At 35.7% G+C, this 21,498-nt stretch carries 18 protein-coding genes and 2 pseudogenes; 7 read left to right on the plus strand and 13 right to left on the minus strand.

Annotated elements, in window-relative coordinates; all coding sequences use genetic code 11:
• The first annotated feature begins 58 nt into the window (after positions 1-58).
• Positions 59-3,199 carry a bifunctional proline dehydrogenase/L-glutamate gamma-semialdehyde dehydrogenase PutA gene (gene putA, locus AAGD68_RS01115; RefSeq protein ID WP_253309503.1) on the plus strand — a complete coding sequence of 1,047 codons (3,141 nt, stop codon included), beginning with the start codon at positions 59-61 and terminating at the stop codon, positions 3,197-3,199.
• Between the two features lie 222 nt (positions 3,200-3,421).
• The gene (locus AAGD68_RS01120; RefSeq protein WP_341814304.1) at positions 3,422-3,688 is read left to right on the plus strand and encodes a hypothetical protein; all 267 of its coding nucleotides are present in this window, start codon (positions 3,422-3,424) and stop codon (positions 3,686-3,688) included.
• Positions 3,689-3,882: 194 nt separating this feature from the next.
• Here the strand turns inward: AAGD68_RS01120 and AAGD68_RS01125 are convergent, their stop codons facing one another.
• Genes AAGD68_RS01125 through secG form a run of 3 tightly spaced genes read right to left on the minus strand, consistent with a single transcriptional unit; the run spans position 3,883 to position 6,268 of the window.
• Positions 3,883-4,302: a nucleoside deaminase gene (locus AAGD68_RS01125; RefSeq protein ID WP_253307249.1), complete on the minus strand. Its 420-nt coding sequence runs from the start codon at positions 4,300-4,302 to the stop codon at positions 3,883-3,885.
• Positions 4,303-4,343: 41 nt separating this feature from the next.
• Positions 4,344-5,948, minus strand: coding sequence for a CTP synthase (locus AAGD68_RS01130; protein ID WP_265017586.1), 1,605 nt, complete (start codon positions 5,946-5,948; stop codon positions 4,344-4,346).
• The gene (gene secG, locus AAGD68_RS01135) at positions 5,948-6,268 is read right to left on the minus strand and encodes a preprotein translocase subunit SecG (RefSeq protein WP_341814394.1); all 321 of its coding nucleotides are present in this window, start codon (positions 6,266-6,268) and stop codon (positions 5,948-5,950) included. The genes AAGD68_RS01130 and secG overlap by 1 nt, the downstream gene beginning before the upstream one ends.
• 144 nt (positions 6,269-6,412) lie before the next feature.
• Between secG and AAGD68_RS01140 the strand changes: the two genes are divergently transcribed.
• A complete protein-coding gene (locus tag AAGD68_RS01140; RefSeq protein ID WP_265045286.1) occupies positions 6,413-6,928 on the plus strand; it encodes a gamma carbonic anhydrase family protein in 516 nt (171 codons plus the stop codon).
• Between the two features lie 10 nt (positions 6,929-6,938).
• Positions 6,939-7,147 (plus strand): annotated as a pseudogene (locus AAGD68_RS01145) (IS256 family transposase); the annotation flags it as partial.
• A gap of 86 nt (positions 7,148-7,233) precedes the next feature.
• On the opposite strand, the gene trpS reads toward AAGD68_RS01145, so the two are convergent.
• From trpS to AAGD68_RS01170, 5 genes are all read right to left on the minus strand, one after another.
• Positions 7,234-8,232, minus strand: coding sequence for a tryptophan--tRNA ligase (gene trpS, locus AAGD68_RS01150; protein WP_264688393.1), 999 nt, complete (start codon positions 8,230-8,232; stop codon positions 7,234-7,236).
• Positions 8,233-8,249: 17 nt separating this feature from the next.
• A complete protein-coding gene (locus AAGD68_RS01155) occupies positions 8,250-8,819 on the minus strand; it encodes a nucleotide exchange factor GrpE (RefSeq protein WP_253307254.1) in 570 nt (189 codons plus the stop codon).
• A 61-nt stretch (positions 8,820-8,880) separates the two neighbouring features.
• Entirely contained in the window at positions 8,881-9,867 is a 987-nt protein-coding gene (locus AAGD68_RS01160; protein WP_341814305.1) for a polyprenyl synthetase family protein, read from the minus strand.
• Between the two features lie 11 nt (positions 9,868-9,878).
• A complete protein-coding gene (rpsP, locus tag AAGD68_RS01165) occupies positions 9,879-10,199 on the minus strand; it encodes a 30S ribosomal protein S16 (RefSeq protein ID WP_265045288.1) in 321 nt (106 codons plus the stop codon).
• Positions 10,200-10,575: 376 nt separating this feature from the next.
• Positions 10,576-12,384: a peptidylprolyl isomerase gene (locus tag AAGD68_RS01170; protein ID WP_253307257.1), complete on the minus strand. Its 1,809-nt coding sequence runs from the start codon at positions 12,382-12,384 to the stop codon at positions 10,576-10,578.
• A 337-nt stretch (positions 12,385-12,721) separates the two neighbouring features.
• On the opposite strand from AAGD68_RS01170, the gene AAGD68_RS01175 reads away from it, so the two are divergent.
• Both AAGD68_RS01175 and rho read left to right on the plus strand, forming a co-directional pair.
• Entirely contained in the window at positions 12,722-13,330 is a 609-nt protein-coding gene (locus tag AAGD68_RS01175; protein WP_064124724.1) for a cell cycle transcriptional regulator TrcR, read from the plus strand.
• 192 nt (positions 13,331-13,522) lie between these two features.
• Positions 13,523-14,926: a transcription termination factor Rho gene (gene rho / locus AAGD68_RS01180; RefSeq protein WP_264328936.1), complete on the plus strand. Its 1,404-nt coding sequence runs from the start codon at positions 13,523-13,525 to the stop codon at positions 14,924-14,926.
• A gap of 121 nt (positions 14,927-15,047) precedes the next feature.
• On the opposite strand, the pseudogene AAGD68_RS01185 reads toward rho, so the two are convergent.
• The 3 genes and pseudogenes from AAGD68_RS01185 to AAGD68_RS01195 all read right to left on the minus strand — a co-directional run.
• A pseudogene (locus tag AAGD68_RS01185) lies at positions 15,048-15,200 on the minus strand (IS4 family transposase); the annotation flags it as partial.
• 325 nt (positions 15,201-15,525) lie between these two features.
• Complete coding sequence (locus AAGD68_RS01190; protein WP_253307260.1) at positions 15,526-16,422, minus strand: aspartate carbamoyltransferase catalytic subunit; 897 nt, start codon at positions 16,420-16,422, stop codon at positions 15,526-15,528.
• Positions 16,423-16,625: 203 nt separating this feature from the next.
• A complete protein-coding gene (locus AAGD68_RS01195) occupies positions 16,626-17,651 on the minus strand; it encodes an extracellular solute-binding protein (RefSeq protein ID WP_253307261.1) in 1,026 nt (341 codons plus the stop codon).
• Positions 17,652-18,589: 938 nt separating this feature from the next.
• On the opposite strand from AAGD68_RS01195, the gene AAGD68_RS01200 reads away from it, so the two are divergent.
• A complete protein-coding gene (locus AAGD68_RS01200) occupies positions 18,590-19,990 on the plus strand; it encodes a hypothetical protein (RefSeq protein WP_265017347.1) in 1,401 nt (466 codons plus the stop codon).
• A 128-nt stretch (positions 19,991-20,118) separates the two neighbouring features.
• On the opposite strand, the gene AAGD68_RS01205 is transcribed toward AAGD68_RS01200, so the two are convergent.
• A complete protein-coding gene (locus AAGD68_RS01205; RefSeq protein WP_265017346.1) occupies positions 20,119-20,286 on the minus strand; it encodes a hypothetical protein in 168 nt (55 codons plus the stop codon).
• A gap of 52 nt (positions 20,287-20,338) precedes the next feature.
• The gene (locus AAGD68_RS01210; protein ID WP_253307290.1) at positions 20,339-21,319 is read right to left on the minus strand and encodes an SGNH/GDSL hydrolase family protein; all 981 of its coding nucleotides are present in this window, start codon (positions 21,317-21,319) and stop codon (positions 20,339-20,341) included.
• Between the last annotated feature and the right edge of the window lie 179 nt (positions 21,320-21,498).

The following is a 21,498-nucleotide window of genomic DNA, read 5'->3' on the forward strand; positions in this document are numbered from 1 at the left end:
GTGCAAAGTTATGATATAATTTTACCTTACATATAGTAAAGGTGTTTTATAAATAATTATGATTACCTCTATACAAGAACCTAACGAATTGAGAAAACGTTTACAAGGATTTTATCGTGCTGATGAGAAAAGTTATGTACGCCGCCTTATAGAAAAAACAGAGCTTTCAGCTGATTCAAAAAGTAGAATTTATAATATTGCAAAACAAGTTATTGAAAAAATCAAACACAATAAATTAAGTATTGTAGATTCCTTTATGCAGCAATACTCGCTTTCCAATGATGAAGGAATAGCATTGATGTGCCTTGCTGAATCGCTACTTAGAATACCAGATGATTATACAATAGACGAAATAATCAAAGATAAAATTGCCAATCAGGAATGGAATAAATATTTAGGGCACTCTTCTTCGTTGTTTGTCAATGCTTCCACATGGAGCTTGATGATAGGTAGCAGTATATTGAGAGATAATGAAGGCGATTCGAAGTTCTATTACGCAATTTCTAAGTTACTTAAGAATTTAGGAGAACCGATCATTCGCAAAGCAGTAAAACAAGCAATGTCTATGCTTGGTAATCATTTTGTTGTTGGAGAAACCACAGAAGAAGCTTTAAGGTATGCAAAACTAGATGACAATAGTAAGTTTTTATACTCTTTTGATATGCTTGGCGAAGCTGCTCACACAGCTGAAGATGCAGAAGAGTATTTTAATTCATACATGCACTCAATAAAAGCTATAGGTGAATCCACTGAAATAAATGATTGTTTTAAATCGCATGGAATTTCAATCAAATTGTCTGCGTTACATCCACGTTATGAATTTGGTCAATTCGATAATATAGCTGAAGAGTTGAGAGCTAAACTGCTAGAGCTTTGTCATGAAGCAAAAAAATACAACATTTCATTATGCATAGATGCAGAAGAAACAGAAAGGCTTGAAATGTCCTTAATCTTGTTTGAACAATTACGGCTTGATGAATCACTTTCTGAGTGGGAAGGGCTTGGCTTGGCTGTACAAGCATATCAAAAACGTGCTTTATCTGTTCTTGACTTTGTAGAGGATGTTGCTATTCGATCAAATCATAAAATTATGGTCAGACTTGTAAAAGGTGCATATTGGGATTCAGAAATCAAGCGTACGCAAGAATTGGGATTAAATGATTACTCAGTATTTACAAGAAAAAGCTATACTGACGTATCTTACCTCGCGTGCGCACAGAAACTTTTGAGTAAACCAAACAGCTTTTACCCATGCTTTGGAACTCATAACGCCTATACTTTTGCTTCTATCATGGAACTTGCTGATAAAAACCACCCTGGATTTGAATTTCAACGCTTACATGGAATGGCAAAAGACTTATATGATTATGCAATGTCAGAGCTTGCAACAAATGTTAGCTGTCGTGTCTACGCACCCGTTGGGGAACATAGTGACTTGTTGCCTTATCTTATAAGATGCCTTCTTGAAAATGGAGCTAATAGTTCATTTGTTAATCAAATAAATGATTCTAACGTTAAAATTGATGAGTTAATTTCAGATCCACTGGAAAAAGCTATAAATTTTAATTATGAACCTCATCCAGGCATTCCGTTACCACAAGATATTTTGGGACCAGAAAGAAAAAATTCTTTGGGAATGGATATTAGTGACTCGGTGATAGTCTCACAATTTGCAGATGATATAAAGAGCTTTAGTGAAAAAAAATGGCAAGTTGGGCCGATAATTGACGGACAGTCACTTTTTGATGATGCCAAATTTACTGAAGTGGTGAATCCTGCACATTTAGAAAATGTAATTGGAGAAGTGTCAAATACAACAAGTGCTCAAGTTTTAAACGCTCTTGAAATAGCACATAATGCTTTTACTGAATGGCAGAATGTTTCAGCAGAAAAGCGCGCTAAATGCCTTGAAAAAGCTGCAGATTTGCTTGAAGAAAGGATGAAAGAGTTGATTTACATTCTGATCGTAGAAGCAGGAAAAATTTTATCTGATGCAATAGCGGAAGTAAGAGAGGCAGTGGATTTCTTACGTTACTACGCAACGATAGCAAAAAATGAACTGAGCGACTGGAAAAAATTGCCAGGTCCAACGGGTGAAGATAACTTCATCTTTTTTGAAGGCAGAGGAGTTTTCCTGTGTATATCACCATGGAATTTTCCACTTGCTATCTTCATTGGGCAGGTTTCAGCTGCACTTGCAGCAGGTAATGCGGTGCTGGCAAAACCGGCAGAGCAAACGCCGATTATTGCCTACGAAGCTGTTAAGATACTACATGAAGCTGGGATACCAAAAAATGTGTTACACCTCATTCCTGGGGATGGTGGATATTTAGGCAAAATATTAGTTCCAGACAATAGAATTGCTGGAGTAGCTTTTACTGGCTCAACACAAACTGCTCAAATAATTAATAAAATGCTTGCGGATAGGGATGGTCCTATTGTACCGCTTATTGCTGAAACAGGAGGGCTCAATGCTATGATTGTTGATAGCTCCGCTCTCTTAGAGCAAGTGACTACAGATGTTGTACTTTCTGCGTTTCGCAGTGCCGGCCAACGCTGTTCTGCACTTAGAGTGCTGTTTATTCAAGAGGACATAGCAGAGAAGCAGATAAAAATGATATGTGGTGCAGCGCAAGAACTCAAGATTGGTGACCCAATACAACTTAGTACTGATATTGGTCCAATAATTGACAAAGCATCTATCGATATGCTAACTCAACATACGCAAAAAATGTCAGAGGACGAAGATTCAAATCTGTTATTTAAAGTACCCATGGATACAAATTCTCATAATGGTTATTTCTTTCCTCCATATATTTATGAGATACAAAAAATTTCGCAATTAAAGCAAGAAGTATTTGGTCCTATTTTGCATATCATACGTTTTAACAAGTCACAATTAAATGAAGTTATAAGTGATATAAACAATACAGGATATGGGCTTACATTTTCTTTGCAGAGCCGTATACAAAATCAGATCGATTTAATAAGCAAAAAAATATCAGTTGGAAATGTCTACATCAACCGTAACCAGATAGGTGCAGCAGTTGGGATACAACCATTTGGTGGTAGAGGACTATCTGGCACTGGGCCAAAAGCTGGTGGTCCTCATTATTTACAGCGTTTTTCTACAGAAAAAGTTGTAAGTGTTAACACTACAGCATTCGGTGGTAACACTACACTTATGTGTTTGGATTAATTTGCGGGCCCTAATTTTTCTCCTATCTTACCCCTAAACTAGACGTTCGTGCAGACAGCGCTAAAATCAGAAAAGGACCAGTTCATGCACTAGACTTCTTGCATAACCTAAACTAAGCAGAAAAAAGGTGTCATCCGAGTAGCCCCTTCGGTTTCATCTCAGTGCCTCTATGATGTCATCCCAGTGCCCTGACTACTTGGATCCAGGAAAAAGAATGATGTCATGAAAGTAGCCCCTATGATGTCATTCCAGTGCTCCTTTCTCGTCATCCCAGTAGCCTCCTTTTTTTGTCATCCCAATACCCCCCTCTTGTCATCCCAGTGCCCAGACACTGGGATCCAGCTTCTATGCAACTTAATTAAAAACGTTTGTTTTAGCGTAAGACAACTACCTTTAGCTCATCAGCTCAGTTATAAGCAAAATTTCTGGATCCCAGTGTCTGGGCACTGGGATGACACCATTTGCTGTGCAATTTACCTTCAAAAATGAATGTTCGTACAGCTATGTGTCAGCTACTTGCATGACACCCTGCTGGTGGGACAATGTTTGTATAGTTGTGCGTCACGCGCTGGAATGACGAATTACTTAACCGTCATACCGTCACGGTATCTCCTAGCATAGATCCCGCTAACACGTAGCGGGATGACGAATTTGTATCGGAAAACAAGTAGCATGACGGTTTGTCAAATGTCTCTCAGTTTCTCAAAAAAATCCTTTAACAAAAAAGAGCATTCTGTTTCTAATATCCCACCATAAACTTCAGGTATATGGCTGCAAAATTGAAATATCTTAGCACCATTTTCAATTCCTCCACCTTTTGGATTATAAGCTCCAAAGTACAATCGTTTAATCCTGGCAAAGGAAATAGCTTGAGCACACATCGGACATGGTTCTAATGTTACGTATATGTCAGAATCATAAAGCGTTGAAGTTGAGAGCAACTCACATGCCTGCTTGATCGCTAACATCTCTGCATGTGCAGTTGGATCGTTGGATATGTTGTGTGCAGAAGAAACGACATTGCTTCCACTAACTATTACGGCACCTATGGGAACCTCATCATTTTTTTGAGCAAGTTTGGCTTGCTCTATGGCAAGCTCCATATATTGATACTTGAACACTTTCCTTTGCTAATCTTCTTTTTTTAAATTTTATTAACTGCTGCCTTAATAAACGATATAAAAAGAGGATGAGGAGAAAACGGCTTTGATTGAAACTCTGGATGAAACTGCACACCAATAAACCACGGATGACTCTCTAACTCCACTGCCTCTATACATGTTCCATCTTCTGATATGCCACTGCATAGCAGCCCATTTTTTTCCAAATCATCTTTATAATCTGAATTGATTATGTATCTATGTCTGTGTCTTTCTGAAATAGTAGTGTTACTATATGCATCCATCATTTTAGAGCTTGCATTTATATTACATTTGTATGCCCCAAGTCTCATGGTTCCACCAAGATCGTCATCTTGATCGCCAGCTAACTTAACGATTGGATGTTTACAGTTATGAAATTCTTCAGAGTGTGCATCTTCAAGCTTAACAACATTACGAGCAAACTCAATAATTGCAAGCTGCATACCAAGGCAAATTCCGAAAAATGGGATATTATTTGTACGGGCATAATTTATTGCTAATATTTTACTCTCTACTCCGTCATCACCAAACCCCCCTGGGACAAGAATTGCATGAGAATTCTGTAACTTCTCCCCTATAAGCTTTTCATTTATAGGTTTTTCTTCCTTCTCTCTTGAGTTAACCCAATTTATCTTTACTTTGACTTTATTACTAATCGCACCATGATTTAATGCTTCAACTAGTGATTTATACGCATCAGGGAATTCGGTGTATTTTCCCACTATAGACACAGTAACTTCCTGTGTTGGGTGCCTTATGGAATGCACTATTTGATCCCATTCAATCAAGCTTGGTTTTGGCTCACTTAAATGAAAGTGCTCCAAAATTTGCGTATCAAGCCCACATTGGCTATACAACACCGGTAACTCATATATATGACTCACATCAGGAGCAGGTATCACATTGGACAAAGAAACATTGCAAAGCTTAGCTATTTTCTCTCTCTGATTATCGAAAATTTCTTTCTCACTGCGGCATAATATAATATCTGGTTGTAACCCCGCGGAATTTAACTCTCGAACTGAATGCTGCGTTGGTTTTGTCTTTAATTCTTGCGCTGCGGTAAGATATGGTATTAAAGTTAAGTGAATAAGGATAACTCTTTGTTTTCCTAATGTGTAGTTAACTTGGCGTATAGCCTCCAAAAATGGTTGGCTTTCAATGTCACCTACAGTTCCGCCTATTTCACATATTACAAAATCTAAACCTTCCGTACCATTAAAAATGAACGATTTGATTAAATCTGTCACATGAGGAATGACTTGCACAGTTTTGCCCAGATAATCACCACGCCTCTCTTTCTTCAACAACTCATGATATATCTTACCAGTTGTTATATTGTCATCTTTTGTTGCTTTAATTCCAGTAAAACGCTCATAATGCCCAAGATCCAAATCAGTTTCAGCACCATCCTCGGTAACAAACACCTCTCCGTGCTGAGTTGGGTTCATTGTCCCAGGATCAATGTTGAGATACGGGTCAAGTTTTCTGATACGGATCTTAAAACCGTAAGCTTGAAGAAGCGCACCAACGCTTGAAGCAACTAAGCCTTTACCAAGCGATGACACAACTCCACCTGTGACAAAGATAAATTTAGCTTCCTTCATTAATTTTCAAATGGAACAGAAGTAGGTTCACTTTCTTGCTTTTTTTCTAATATAATTTTCTCTGCAATCGATTTTTTATGTACGTCTTTTGAATATAATCCTGACAATAGCAATGTGTTTATAATAAACAATCCAGCAACAATAGCCGTTATTCTGCTGAGCGGGTTTTCAGAAGATTTTACCGGAATCATCGAATTGACTCCCTGTTGTGTATTACTAAAACCACTTAACGAACTACTCCCAGGCGGCTGCAAGAGCACTAAAATTACTAACATAACAACCAATATTACTTGAAATATACTTAATACCGCTACTGACATTATAGATAGAGCTGAAAATAAAAATTTTAGGAGCATAAAGTGCATAAGTCAAGAACATCTGTCACCCAAGTAGCTTGGAATCTAAGTATGTATTTACTGCCTACCTTATTTTGGTTAGCATATGCATAAAACTGTGGGCTTAATATGTATCACATTTTAAAATACAAAGATTATGAACCAAAAATAGACGAAAGTGCTTTCATCGCAGGTGGTTCGCATATCATAGGCAAGGTTGAAATAGGAAAAGATGCGAGCATCTGGTTTAATTGTGTGGTCAGAGGGGACGTTGGATCAATAAAAATAGGTGATGGAACAAATATTCAAGATGGAACGGTAATTCATGTGGATAGAAACCCAGGTGGTGATACAACTATTGGCAATATGGTAACAGTGGGACATTTTTGTATGTTGCATGCATGTATGGTGCATGATAAAGCGTTTATTGGTATGGGCTCTACCGTGATGGACCATGCAGTTGTGGAGCCTGAAGCTATGGTAGCTGCTGGCTCGCTAGTGACACATGGAAAAGTAATAAAAAGTAGGGAAATATGGGCTGGCAGGCCAGCAAAGTTCTTCAAAAAAATGTCGAATGAAGAAATTAAACATATTACACAATCAGCACAAAATTATATTATGCTAATGAAGGAATATAAAAATTAAAGTTCGCGTGAGGCTAATTTATACTACCAACCCTATTGAGGGACTGCATAGACAGATTAGAAAATTCACTAAAACTAAGGGCTCATTTACTAGCTTGTACAAACAGGTATATTGTGCTATAAAAAAGGCAGAGCAAAATTGGACTATCCTAATTGGGCTTTAACTATATCTCAACTTGATATTTTCTTTCCTGGTAGATTGAAAATTGAGTTGAGTTAAAAATGCGGTTTGACACACTTTTTTGAACATTTCCTTATTGCCTGTTTTTACAATTTTGAATTGATTCCTTAGGTTATGCAAGAGGTCTATTGAGCAAATCCAATAATATCCTTGATTTCTTTTATATTATGGGTTGCAATTTCTGCTGCTTTCTTTGTACCTTTTTTTAATATTTCACGTAAATGGAATTGGTCTTTTAAAAGATCATTCATTCTCTCACGTATGGGTGATATAACACTGATAATTAAATCAGCTAACTCTTTTTTGAAGTGCTTCATGTCATGTTTGTTCACTTCTTCACATACTTTTTCCGCATTTACATTACTAAGCACTGAATAAATGTTTATCAAATTGCTTATTTCTGGTCGGCACTCTAAAGTAGCAAAATCAAAGCCTAGAATTGAATCTGTTTTTGCTTTTTCTATTTTTTTGACAATTAAATCATCCGTATCATCAAGGTTAATGCACGAATATTCTGAAGGGTCAGATTTACTCATCTTGCTTGTGCCATCTCTTAAGCTCATTATTCTTGATGTGCAATCCAAAGTTAAGATTTCAGGTACGATGAAATAATCCAGTTTATAATGATTGTTAAAAGCTGATGCAATATCACGTGCAAGCTCCAAATGCTGTTTTTGATCATCACCAACAGGAACGTATTTAGTTTGATACAACAATATATCTGCAGCCATAAGTACTGGATAACTATATAATCCAAGAGAGGCTTTTTGTTTATCGCCGCCAGCTTTATCTTTAAATTGAGTCATGCGATTAAGCCAACCAATTGGTGTATAGCACCCAAGCAGCCAGCCCAGTTCTGCATGACCACTAACCGTGGACTGATTAAAAATAATGGACTTTTCTGGATCTATTCCACATGCAATATAAGCTGCTGCTGTTTTGAAAATATTACTTTTTAATTCACTTGCGGGAAGCTTATTTGCTGTGATTGCATGTAGGTCGACAATACAAAAAAGAGATTTGTATTTATGCTGTAAGTCTATCCACTGTTTGATTGCACCAAGATAATTACCTAAATGTAGTACGCCACTTGGCTGGATACCTGAAAAGACAATACTTGTCATTATACATTTACCTCATGCTAATCGCTTCCACAATCAGCAGATTTCTTAGAAAGAATAACCATTGCAGGACGGAGCAACCTATTTTTGATAGTATAACCAGTCTGTAGTACTTCTATAATAGTGCCAGGCTCTTTTTCATTGTCTTCTCTTTCCACAACAGCTTGGTGTAAATTACTATCAAAAAGCTCACCAAGTGGATCTACTTCCTCTATTCCATGTTTTTTTAGATCATTTATAATTTTTTGATAAGCTACTTTAATCCCCTCATGAACAGGATCACCGTCTTTCAAAATTTCCATTACTTTTTTTAAATTGTCGCACGAGTCGATCATATCACGTGCAAATTTTGTGACTGCATAGTCACTTGCATCGCTAATTTGCTTTTGCATTATACGTTTGACGTTTTCATTATCTGCAACAGCACGGCGTAAATGATCTTCAAGCTGAGCTGCACGTTCTTTTAATGTATTGAGATCTTCATTTAAATCATCAGTTTGCTTATGGTTATCACTTTGTTGGTCGTCACCTTTCTGCCTATTTACCATATCGGCAAATTTCCTCTTTTTTTCTTTACTGCTGTCTGACATATCACTATCCTTAAGAATCTAATAAATATATAGCAATTAATTCGAAAATATCAAGCACCAGCTACATTTGTCTTTCTATGCTCGCATTTAAAAAGTCAATTAAAGTAATTTTATAAAAAGAATCAGAAAAAGTACTAATATCATTTTGTGCCATATTAATGTAGTATCTAGCTTTTTCCATAGAAAGCTGAATGGCATTATGGTGATTAATATAGTGTAATGCTTGGTCAAAATTGTGTCTAGCTGAAGAAAAGCATTTTTCCCAGAATTTTTGCTCTGCTGGACTGCCCTTTTCGTATGCTATAATAGCAGGTAAGGTGACTTTACCTTCGAAAAAGTCTTTTCCGACTTGTTTTCCAGAAGTGCCTTGATTAGCAGTATAATCGAGCATATCATCAACTATTTGAAATGCCATACCAAAATTAAAACCAAAATTCTTTAGCCTCTCTGTTTCGTCATTTGTTGCACCAGATACTGTAGATGCAGCTTCACAGCATGCAGAAAATAAAGATGCTGTCTTTTCTCCAATGATATCAAAATAATTTTCCCTGACTGTGTGGGGGTCAAAACGTGTTGTCATCTGCTTTATTTCACCCTTCACAAGTAAATGTGATGCTTTAGATAAAATAGAGAGAATATTTAAATTTCCACACTCTATAAGCCATCTAAATGCTAGAGTCAACAATAGATCACCAACTAAAATGCTTGATTTATTTCCCCAAATCTTATTCGCTGTTTTAACTCCATGGCGTGCCTCACTTTCATCGAGCACATCATCATGAAGTAAAGTAGCATTGTGTATAAACTCTACCGATGCAGCAACGTTGATCCTATCCTCCCCAGAATAGTTTAGCATTTTACATATAATAAAAACTAGTTTAGGCCTTATTTTTTTTCCACCTGCACTAACAAGATGAGATATAATATCAGTAGCAAGCTTAGCACCTTCATCATTGACATTTTTGAAGATAAAGTCCTTCATAGCTGATAGATCAGAAGATACGACATCGTCTAATTTACCATTATTTGTTAAATCAGTATTTAGCATTTTAAAGAGACTTATGCTTCTTGTCCCTGTGCTTTCTTGTTCTCTACTTTCTTCTTTTCTGTTTTCTTTGGTTCTGTTTCTAAAGTTACTATGCCTTTTTTAATGAACCATAGTACTCTTTCAGTTGCTTGCGCGCCTACGCTTAGCCAATGTTTTAATCTATCAGCCTTCACCACAACACGATTTTTATTGTCTTTTGGTAACATTGGATCATATTGTCCTATTTTCTCAATAAAACGCCCATCTCTTGGTGCTCGTGAATCAGCTACAACTATCCTATAAAAAGGGCGTTTCTTTGCGCCAAACCTTGCCAACCTTATTTTAACTACCATGTTAACCTTTATTCATATATTAGTCACAATTTTATACAATGAGCCGTTTTAAGTCAAATGAATTATACAACTTTTGCACCTTATAATATAATTACCAATAATGTAGGGCAGCGCCGGGCGCACAGCTATACGAACATTCATTTTTGAAGGTAAATTGCACAGCAAATGGTGTCATTCCAGTCTGGAATCCAGCCTTTTCATAATCATTAAAACGTTGTATTTTAACATAAAACGGCTACTTTTATACTTAATAAAATTCCTGGATCCCAGACTGGGATGACATCCTTCCTAGTGAAGATTGCTCTCAAATCGCAATGTTCGTACAGTTGTGTGTCTCGGCACTGGATGCGTTTGAAGCAACTTATAAGATTTTTGACTATATATCATCAAGTATAGCGTGATTAACTTCGACTTTATACTTTGATTCCAGATAGCTAATTAATTGCTCTTTTAGCGATATCATCACACGTTTTCCGGTGTCAAGCGTGTTTAATTTACCATTTGATGAATGCATTTCTTTTAGAACACCTATTATAATTTCATTATTGTATTGAATAGGGTCTGTCACTGAACCAGTTGTTTTCATATTGAAAATCTCTTCTACAAAAGAAAAGGGGTAGTTTTGTTGATCCACTTCATTGCGTTGCATCTGCTGACCTTTAACTAATTCCACACCTTGAATTTCTTCCAAATCTGTTTTTTCTCTTAGTTGAACTGCAACCTCTTGCCCAATTTTAAACATTCTTTCTTTTATAAACTCACTACACCAAAGCTCTACCGCTAATGCCCTGCCTTCTTCAAAACTTTGCAATTTGGGTGGAACGATATCAATGATTTTTACACTAACAACAGCGTCCCCAACGCCCTTGAAATAACCTTTCTGATCCTTTTCTCGCGAAAAAATGAAAGAAATCAAATCACCAGAATCTCCTACGTTATTACCGCTTTGATCTTTTCCACTCGCATCTACTGGACCAATAGTTTGTATAGGTAAATTATATTCACTCAATATTTCTTCAATTTCTGAACCATTGTATATCTTATAGTTCACTTGGTTTATGAAATCATTGACTCTTTCAAAAGACTTTTGGTTAGTTAGAACTGACTTTATGTCTTTTTTTAAATCAACTAAGTCTTCATCAGAGATTTGATGCGCACTTTCCACTTTTATTATATGCCAACCAAAACTGCTTGCTAAAACTTCACTTACTTCACCTACTTTGAGAGCAAATACCTTTTCCCTCACGTCTTCTGGTAAAAAATCCTTAGTTATATTATTTACTCTAGTTTCCTCAAGTTTTGCTTTGCCAAACTCTCCTACTATCTGTTCAAAGCTTGTTTTACCCTCCTCAAATGCTCTTCTTGCTGTCTCAGCTTCTTCTTTGGTAGAAAATATTACATTGAATACATCTCTTTGATCTTTTAGTTCCTGTTGTTCTATTATACCATCAACTTCTTCATCTGAGATCTTGATTTGATCTTCAAAATACTTTTGGCCTAGGGAAATATATTGCGCAGTTCGATACTCAGGATAATAAAAATGGGATTTATTTCTTTCGTACAAATCAAGTAATGCTTGATCATCTGGTTCAGGAATGTTTGTAACTGCATCTTCAGTTATTTTAACAATATCAACCACTCTAGTTTGGTAGCGACTTTTGTATATCTGCTCATCAACTCTCTCGCCAAAAGTTACCGGATAATTATCTTTAAATAACGAAGTCATGAACATCATTGCAGGCAGAACTTTCTCTAGCTTTGCTATATACTCTTTCTCTGTCATATGCAGGTCATTTAGCGTTTCATGGAATTTATTTTTGTCAAATTCGCCTTTATCATTTTGAAAGTATTTGGTATTTTTAATATGGTTTTTTATAGACTCTTCTCCAACTGTCAACCCCAGCTCACTAATTAGGTTAAACAATAGTTTTTGCTCTATAAGTGCGTTAAGCAAATCATATTTCAGCTTTTTTACTTGTTCTCTACTCGCATCAGATCCAGAAATTTGCTTTTCATAATTTTGATATAGTGATTTATACTCATCTGACGTTATAACTTCTTTTCCAACCCTAGCTACCTCTTCTTTTTCATCATCACCTGATAAAAGGTTGCCAATTCCCATGAAGACTAATAAGCAAGCTAAAAGGACAACGGTTACTTTAGTGAAAAAATTTTTAACATTCATTTTAAACTCAGTTAATTAATGGTTAATTATAGAATAGTGATAATTTAATTCTTGTAAACCTGTTGCTTTATTAGCCAATATATATAATATTACAATATATTAACTTAAAATTTAACTCTTTTCTTAAATAGAAACATATGTTTGACTAAGTTATACTATACCTTAAGAAGGGAAAATATTTTTTTGAATCGTTTGAAATATGCTTAAACGTAAGCGCATTTAATTAACTTAAGAGGTGGGAAGTGACAAACAAAAAGTCATTGAATGACAAAATTAATGCTTTTTTAGTTTTAATAGCTTATATTTTAGCTCTGTATAACAGTAAGGGATACTTTAAATGGGAGATGCTTTTTTGATGTCAATGGAATCTTCTAAGGGCAATAACGATAGAAATAAACAGTTTCTAATGCAAATAGCTGCTTGGTTAGTAGACAACACTGGTTTAACTTTTAATCAAATAGCACAATGCTGTAGGTTGGCCCTTGAAGAAGTACAAGACATAGCTGATGAGGAAATAGAAGTTGAAAAATATAACCCTATTATTTCTGGGGTAATTACTGAAAAAGAAATCGATGATTGCAAAAAAAATTCAAACCGTGTACCAAATTTGATTATAAAAAATATAAAAAAAAGGAGTAAAGCGATTGGTAGCATTCTTGGCTTTGCCTCTACGGCAAGGCGTAGAGATAAACCTGATGCGATTTATTATTTAGTAAAAAAATTTCCTATCTTGGATAATAACGTTATAGCTAAATTAATTAGTACAACAAATTACACAGTTGAGCAAGTAAGAGATGGATCTCATCATAACATGCAAAATATAAAACCCCAAGATCCTGTACTACTTGGCTTATGTAGTCAAGAAAATTTAGAAGCAGAAGTGGAAAAAGCAAAAGTAGAAGAAGAGAAGCAAGAAAGGTTAAAAAATATAAAGAATAGCTATTGAAAATCCTCAAATTTTTGTGCTTTGTTAACATTAAATTAACTTGACTTGCTAGTGTTTATTAGTATAATGTAAGTAAAGTACGGGGTTTAATAATAATTAAGCTTAATACGCACTAAAACTAGCTCAGCCTAATTTATTATCTTATAGTCACATTTTAGGTTAGTAAGCATCAATTAAAATTTTTGGAGGATTATGACAACAATCAATGAAGATGTTTTGGCAAAAGGAAAGGTTACAGCTCAACCTGAAAAAAGTGAGCAAATTCACAATAACGATACAGTAAAACAGATGGTCAATGAAGGTACTGAGAAAAACAGAAAAACATTAGATCTGAGCGAATTAAAAGAGAAAACAGCAGAAGAATTGTTAGAGTTAGCTGAAGAAAGAAAAATTTCAACTAACGGTAAAAGCAATGGTAGAATGCTAAAGCAGGAAATGATATTCAGCTTAATGAAGAAAATGAGCGAAGAAGGAGGCATAACCACAGGGAGTGGAATAGTGGAAATATTGCCTGATGGTTTCGGTTTCTTACGTTCAGCAAGTGCAAATTATGCTCCAAGTACCGATGATGTTTATATTTCTAACGGGCAAATAAAGAAGTTTAATTTACGTACAGGAGATATGGCATGTGGAGAAATAAGGCCACCTGGTGATAAAGAAAGATATTTTACTTTAACTAAGGTTCAAAGTATAAACTCTACTGAAGTCAGTGAATTAAGAAAGTACGTCCATTTTGATAATTTGCTTCCTCTTTATCCTGAGGAAAGCATAGTACTTGAGTGTAATAGTGGTGATGATAAAAAAGGCTTAAGCATGCGTGCTATAGATATAGTAGCTCCTCTTGGAAAAGGGCAAAGAGCGTTAGTAGTTGCTCCACCTCGCACAGGAAAAACTGTATTGCTTCAGCAAATGGCTAACTCTATAGCTATAAATCACCCTGAAATAGAATTAATAGTGTTACTTATAGATGAAAGACCTGAAGAAGTAACAGATATGATACGTTCTGTAAAAGGTGAGGTAGTGAGTTCTACGTTTGATGAGCCTGCTTACCGTCACGTACAGCTTGCTGAAATAGTAATAGAAAAAGCTAAAAGAATGGTTGAGCATAAAAAAGATGTGGTAATCCTACTTGACAATATTACTAGACTTGCACGTGCTTATAACGCTGTTATTCCTTCGTCTGGGAAAGTTCTAACTGGTGGTGTGGATTCAAATGCACTGCAGAGACCCAAGCGTTTTTTTGGAGCGGCTCGTAATATTGAAAATGGTGGTTCTTTGACAATCATTGCTACAGCTCTTATAGACACTGGTTCAAAAATGGATGAGGTTATTTTTGAAGAGTTTAAAGGTACAGGAAACGCTGAGATTATACTTGATAGAAAACTTTCTGATAAACGTATATTTCCAGCTATTGACATTACAAAATCCGGAACAAGGAAGGAAGAGCTATTAGTTGATAAGGCTATACTAAATAAAATATGGGTGTTGCGTAGAATACTCAATCCTATGGGATCTGTTGAAGCAATGGAATTTTTACGTGACAAACTACTTTTAACAAAGAGCAATGCTGACTTTTTTAACTCCATGAATCACTAAAAGTAAGCCAGTTATGATGGATATGCTGAGCAAAAAGTAAAACGCTTTTATAGTTAAAATAATTGTATCCGTTCAGGCAATGGCGAACTTAGGGAGCGTTAAATAAACTATACGCGTCAAGTTAAGAAGCAAAGGTAAGAAAATTCAATGAACTTAAGGTGGATACTCTAGTCTTTCTATATCTGTCTTTCACAGAAAATTGTGACCAGTTTGTGGTAAGTTTTTTCAGGAAAATTCTCAAATTATTAATTTTGCTGCTTAACGCTAAAAACAAGTAACCGTTCACGGATTGTGAGAATGAATAAAGAACTAAGCAGTCGTAACTTTTGGAAGGGATTTTGGCCATTGAGACGTGATGTCAAAAATATCGACAACATTCTTCCACGAACCTTTCCCCACGTTCCAACCAGGTGAAAAAGCTGTTTTTACGATAGCCGTCTAATTTGCCGTTCTGCAAGGTTGTTGATTGACTTCAGGCTTTCGTAAAAACTTCCACACTATATCCTCGGCCTTAACATCTTAATGGCCATTCTCAAACCATTCTCGTCATTTCATGAAAAAACCCTTCTTTCGCATTAGTTGTGTAGCATCTTTTAATATTAACAAGGCCTATAATAGTGCAGCACTGCCTTACGTATTGCCAATCCAAATTCTACTTGCTGTAAAATAACACAATCTGCTACATCGCTGCTAATCTCAATCCCTCTATTTATTGGCCCTGGGTGCATAACAATCGCATCTGGTTTTGCGTATGATAGCTTTTGTGAATCAAGTCCATACAAATGAAAATATTCTTTCTCTGAAGGAACAAAACAACTATTATTCATGCGCTCTTTCTGCAGTCTTAAAAGCATGATTACATCAGCATCCTTTATACCTTCAATTAATGAATAATGGACTGAATCTACTTCAGGAAAATGCTTACAAATCAAAGTTGGTGGTGCGACCAAGCTTATCTCTGCTCCAAACATTTTTAGCAACCTTATATTTGACCTTGCAACTCTGCTGTGCAGAATATCTCCACATATCACAACTTTGAGATCCTTTATTTGCTTTTTATGACTGCTGATTACAAGATAATCTGCAAGAGCTTGAGTTGGGTGTTCACTGCTTCCATCGCCTGCGTTGATTAGCGAGCAGCTAACATTCTTAGCCAGCATATTAACAATACCGCTATTTTTTTGCCTGATTATTATATAGTCAGGATTCATTGCATTTAATGTTTTGATCATGTCTTTTAGATCTTCTCCCTTGTTAATAGAAGAAGATCTTATTGGCAAAGTTACAACATTTGCTCCAAGGCTTTTTGCTGCTATTTCAAAAGACGCAAGTGTACGCGTTGAATCTTCAAAGAATAAATTTATTACTGTCTTATTTTCCAAGATATGACTATTTGCAGCTTCTTTTTTAAGGTACTGGTTAGCCAACTTAGTTATATTTTCTACATCATCGACTGTAAGGTCTGAGATGTTTAACAAATTCCTTCTCTTGTGCATAGTTTCCTTTTCAACTACTTGAACCTATTCTACTTTCTTATTATTGTTTTTCAATAGACCTCTTGTGCAGCAATTGTTTTGGTGAAAGAACAGAAAAAGATAGTAAAGTCAAAATTAAGTTAGAAGGAAGAAAAAGTTCAGCGAGTCAAGAGTAAGGTACATTAGCATAAATCTTTCATCCCAGTGTTCAGTGGCACTGGGGATTACTTCCACTTACACTCATCCGCTATCATAACAGCCTCAAGAAGATGCTTCTCAAGTTCACTGAGAGGTAAATCACTTTGTGGATAATTTCCCCAAGACTTTAGTATATCGGAAGTTTCAACGCCTTCAATAACAGGGTATTCTTGGTTTTTTTTAGCGTATAGCTCTTGAGCCTGCTTGCTTACTAAAAATTCCAATAAGACTATAGCATTTTCCCTGTTTTTTGCGTTTTTTGTTACTGCTGCACCACTGATGTTTACCATTACGCCGTGATCATTGCGATTAGGAAAAAAAGCCCCTAGCTTGTCTATAACATTCTTTTTATTTTCTGATGAAAGAATTCTTGCAAAGTAATAACTATTTACTATTGCAACATCTCCTTCACCAGCAGCTACAGCATAAATTTGGTCAGTATCACCACCACTTGGTTTTCTTGCCATATTACTCACAATTCCACTTACCCATTCTTTCGTCTTTTCAAAACCATTATTTGCAATCATAAAAGCAATCAATGACCGGTTATATGGACTTGTAGAAGAACGCACTAATATTTTTCCTTTCCATTTTTCATTTGCTAAATCTTCATAAGTACTTAAGTTTTTAGGATTTACTGACTCTTTATTATAAACTAATATTCTGGTTCTTTTTGTAAGGCCAAACCAATAATCTTCACTATCTCTAAATTTTGCAGGTATAACACTTTTTAAAATCTCTGAATCCACTTGAGATAAAAGCCCTCTTTTTTTTGCCAAAATCAGGTTCACTGCATCTGCAGTTAAAAGCAAGTCAGCTTCACCGCCATTTTCCATGCGTGAAAGTAGCTGAGAATAATCATCAATGATGTAACGTACTTTAATGCCTGTATTTTTTGTAAATTCATCAAATAAAGTACGTACTAATTCTTCTTTGCGCGATGAATAGACATTCACTACTTGTGAATTGTCAGTTCCGCTGTTTTTATACAAAAAAGTAATGACTATTAATACAACTGCTATTAAGGATGTGAATATAAAGGCTTTTTTCATATTGGATAAAAAATAACTTCTTTCAGTTAAAGATACTCAAATAGCGCAATCTTAGCAAGTGTAAAATTCGTTAGATGTAGCTAATATAATTTGGATTTACCGAAGTCAATGTATGAAATAATCGAAATTGTCATTCCAGCGCGTGACGCTAGGCCATAAAACCTACTTGACAAACTCCGTCAGCCCCCCCCTTATCATGAAACTGAAGGTATTCAGTTATCTTCATCTGTGCAGATTAAACAGCAAAAAAACAACGTAGTTGGCGTCTTATTTTTAATTTTTTGCACTATGTGCACCTTATGTCTTCACAACATTTCTAGGTTTTTACCTACACAAGCTGAAACGCGCTTATAAAGCGTTTAAGACAGTATAGTACGCCAATTTGCAGGATTAGAGAGTGATAACTAGCTAACACGGGGTTTCTTTTGCCTTTTTTTCTGCTTAGTAAATTTCTTAAACATTTGAACTAAGGTGAGCTGCACTTAAAAGCAGCTAAATTGCAGTGTTTAAGACTTAAAAAAACGCCAATACAGAAAATAGACAATGACCAGGGCCTCTTTTGCCTTTTTTTTCGTTTGGTAAATTTCTTAAATATTTATGGCTAAACGACAACCGTCATCCCGCTACGTGTTAGCGGGATCTGGAGATACCGCGGCGGTATGACGGTCTGCGGCGGTATGGCGGTTCGCGGTGGCATGACAATAACTTCGTCATCCCGCTACTTGTTAGCGGGATCTATGCTAAGGAGATACCGCGGCGGTATGACGGTTCGTGGCGGTATATTCGTCATCCCGCTACGTGTTAGCGGCTAAGAGATACCGCGGCGGTATGACGTATTACTTATTATAGCTATAGTTCTACATGAATTACAAAAGTAATATTTACTAGATCTTAATATTTTAGATCTATATTTTAATAAATAATGAGCTGTAATTAGTATGAATGATCCATTTAAAAGTGAGAACTATAAAAAAAATCTCGACTCCTTGATAGAAGCTATAAAGCTGAAAAATATTGGTGAACAATATAATAAAACAGTGAGAGATTTATCCCAGACATTAGAGAGTTTTACAGATAAGGCAGAAGATGTAGCTAAGTTTGTTATATGTAGTGACTTGAATAATTATATAGAACCGGTGAACAAAAAGCCATCAGGTTTTTTTGGAATATTCAAGGAAACATTTAATAAAATCTTGGGAAAAGATGCTTCAATTCAGGATAACGATATAAGAAATTTTGCTAATGATAAATTGCCCAGTCTTGCTGAAAAAATAACATTCGAATACCTAAATGTTTTAAAGAAAATTTCAGATTTAGAGCAAAGTAAAAAAAATCAGGAGGAACATAGATTGTATGGAGTGAACTTAGAGGATAGAACAGCGTCAAAGCAAGAAGAAAATCCTTTATATGATCTACAAGCAGGAGATTCAGGCTATGGAAGTTCATTAAATGAAGAGCATGAATATGAAGACATATCACATTATCAAGAGAAAAAGCAAAAGGAAAATCCTTTATATGAGCAGAGAGAAGATTTAGGCTATGGAAGTTTATTAAATGAAGAGCATGAATATGAAGACATATCAAATTATCAAGAGAAGAAGAGTAAAATTTTAATAGAAAATTCGCAGAGTTCAAAATCGCCCAAAGAAGAGCCAATTTATGCAACAGTTTCTAAAGAACATATAGAGGCAAAAAGAAAACGTAAGCAGAAACAACAACCTCAATCCCTCGTACTACCAAAACCACCAAGAGCATCGCAAGTGCCAAAAAAAATGTTTACTACTGGTCAAGAAGTTAGACAAGAATCGAAAGTGGTAGTCAAAGATAAACCTGCAGTACCGCCAAAGCCTAAAAATCTAAGCCGTGCTGATCAAAAAGTAAGCACAGAGCCAAAAGTAGTAGAAGTAATTCTTAAAAAATCAGCTGAAAGTAAACCTACAGTACCACTAAAATCTGAAAATCAAGACAATAGGAAATCAGCACAAAAAGCTGCTGGTAAGGCGATACCAAAAGTAGCAGCAGCTACTATGAAAGGAGGAGCTAATCGCGAGATGGGCAGTAAAGTAAAGGCATTAAAAGAAAAATTTGAGCAAAATCAAGCAAAAGGAAATGCTAATGTACGGCTTGCTGAAAGCAAAACTACCCCAGCAGCACAAGCGGATATCGGTGTGAAGAAAAAACAATCTCATTCATTTCTAACAGAGAATAAAAGATCTGCAACGAAACACATAACAGCAAAATCTGATCCAAAATCTCATGTCAGCAAAAATCCTCCTTCCACACAAGTAAGTGTTAAGGAAATGGTTGCACAAATTGAGAAAGGAAAAGGAGGAAGATAGTAACATTTGGGAAAAAAACATATGGTCAAGTCAAGAGATTGTGAGCAAACTTAGGAAGTTATAGCTAAACTGACTGTATCTGTTCAGAGGAGTGGCTAATGTGCAAATATTGAAGCAAAGTGCGTGACTCACAGCTGTACGAACATTGCAATATGGCACATAGTAAACGATGTCATCCCAGTGCCCAGACACTGGGATCCAGTTTTCCATATAATCTCATCGAAAATGTTGTAATCACTTTCTGTGCTAGTTTGCTTGTTCACAAGCAAACTTTTCTGGTTCCCAGTGTCAAGCACTGGGATGACATCATAGGGACACTGGGATCTAGGGAATGTTCAAAAAACTGTGTCAAATCAACTCATACACTTCATTACCAACTTCATGATGAAGTTCTGCAGTTGGATGGAAATAATCAAAAAAGAAATAATCCTTTAGTGTTTCTTCGCTACACCCAGGGTTATAGTGAACGTCAAGTTCCCCTTTAAATATCAACTTTAAGAGTATTTTTATATTTTCTTTAAATCTCCCAATTTGGTCTGCAATGTTCGATGTGCATGCATCTTGACAATTTAAACCTTTGCTCTTGTATTCGCTAAGCATACTTTTCATTTTAGAGTTAAGATCAAATGCTTTTATTTCAAGATTTGTACTTTTCTTCATATAATCTAAGCCATTAGCCAATTTTGCATTGAAACTCTCTGTGAGCTTCGTAGCTAGTTCCCTTGCTTCTTCATCTCTATTAAAAGCTGGTATTGAGCCAACTTCAGGTGCGTTTGCAACAACTACATGCTTAACACCATGTTCATTTAGAACCTTAAGTGCATTACATATTTCACTCACTGCTTGTTCCAACACTTCTTCCGCTTTAGTATCGTCATAAGCAGTGGCAACCATAACATCATTTCCGCCGATTATGATGCAAAATAAATCTTCTTTACCTATATCTGGATGATGTTTAATTACCGCATCTAGCTGGTTAGCTAAACGAAATTTATTGAAGAAATAATAAAAAATAGGGTCAAAAATTTCAGATGCTGTTGCACATGAAACTGCATAGTTTTGACCTTGCTGTTCGTGGCATTTCCCAAAAAATGAATAACTCCACCCAGGTTTAAATTCGTCTAAATCTAAATATTTTGCTACATATTCAACAGCAGTGGGGCCATTGCTAAAAGATCCTCCTTGATAAAAAGGGTCATCAAACTTTACGCTTTTTGCAAAGGATAAGTTATTTAAAATTCCAATGATTGCGCCATTATCGGATAAACTATCACCCAGAACATAAAAATTTCTATACTTTGAATTAGAATTGTCATTTTTGTTTGTCATAATATTTACCGTAGATTAGCATGTTGTTTCATTAGATTCATAAAAAAAATAGCGGTGCAACTTTTTTACAACCCCCATTTTAAACTTTATTGTGCATTTCCTTCATATCATACCTTTTTGAAAAAACGTTTTATTTTAAAAACGCTCTGACTTTTTCTCCACTTTTTCCGGGCAAAATC

The organism is Wolbachia endosymbiont (group A) of Machimus atricapillus, assembly GCF_964027095.1.
Taxonomy (GTDB): domain Bacteria; phylum Pseudomonadota; class Alphaproteobacteria; order Rickettsiales; family Anaplasmataceae; genus Wolbachia.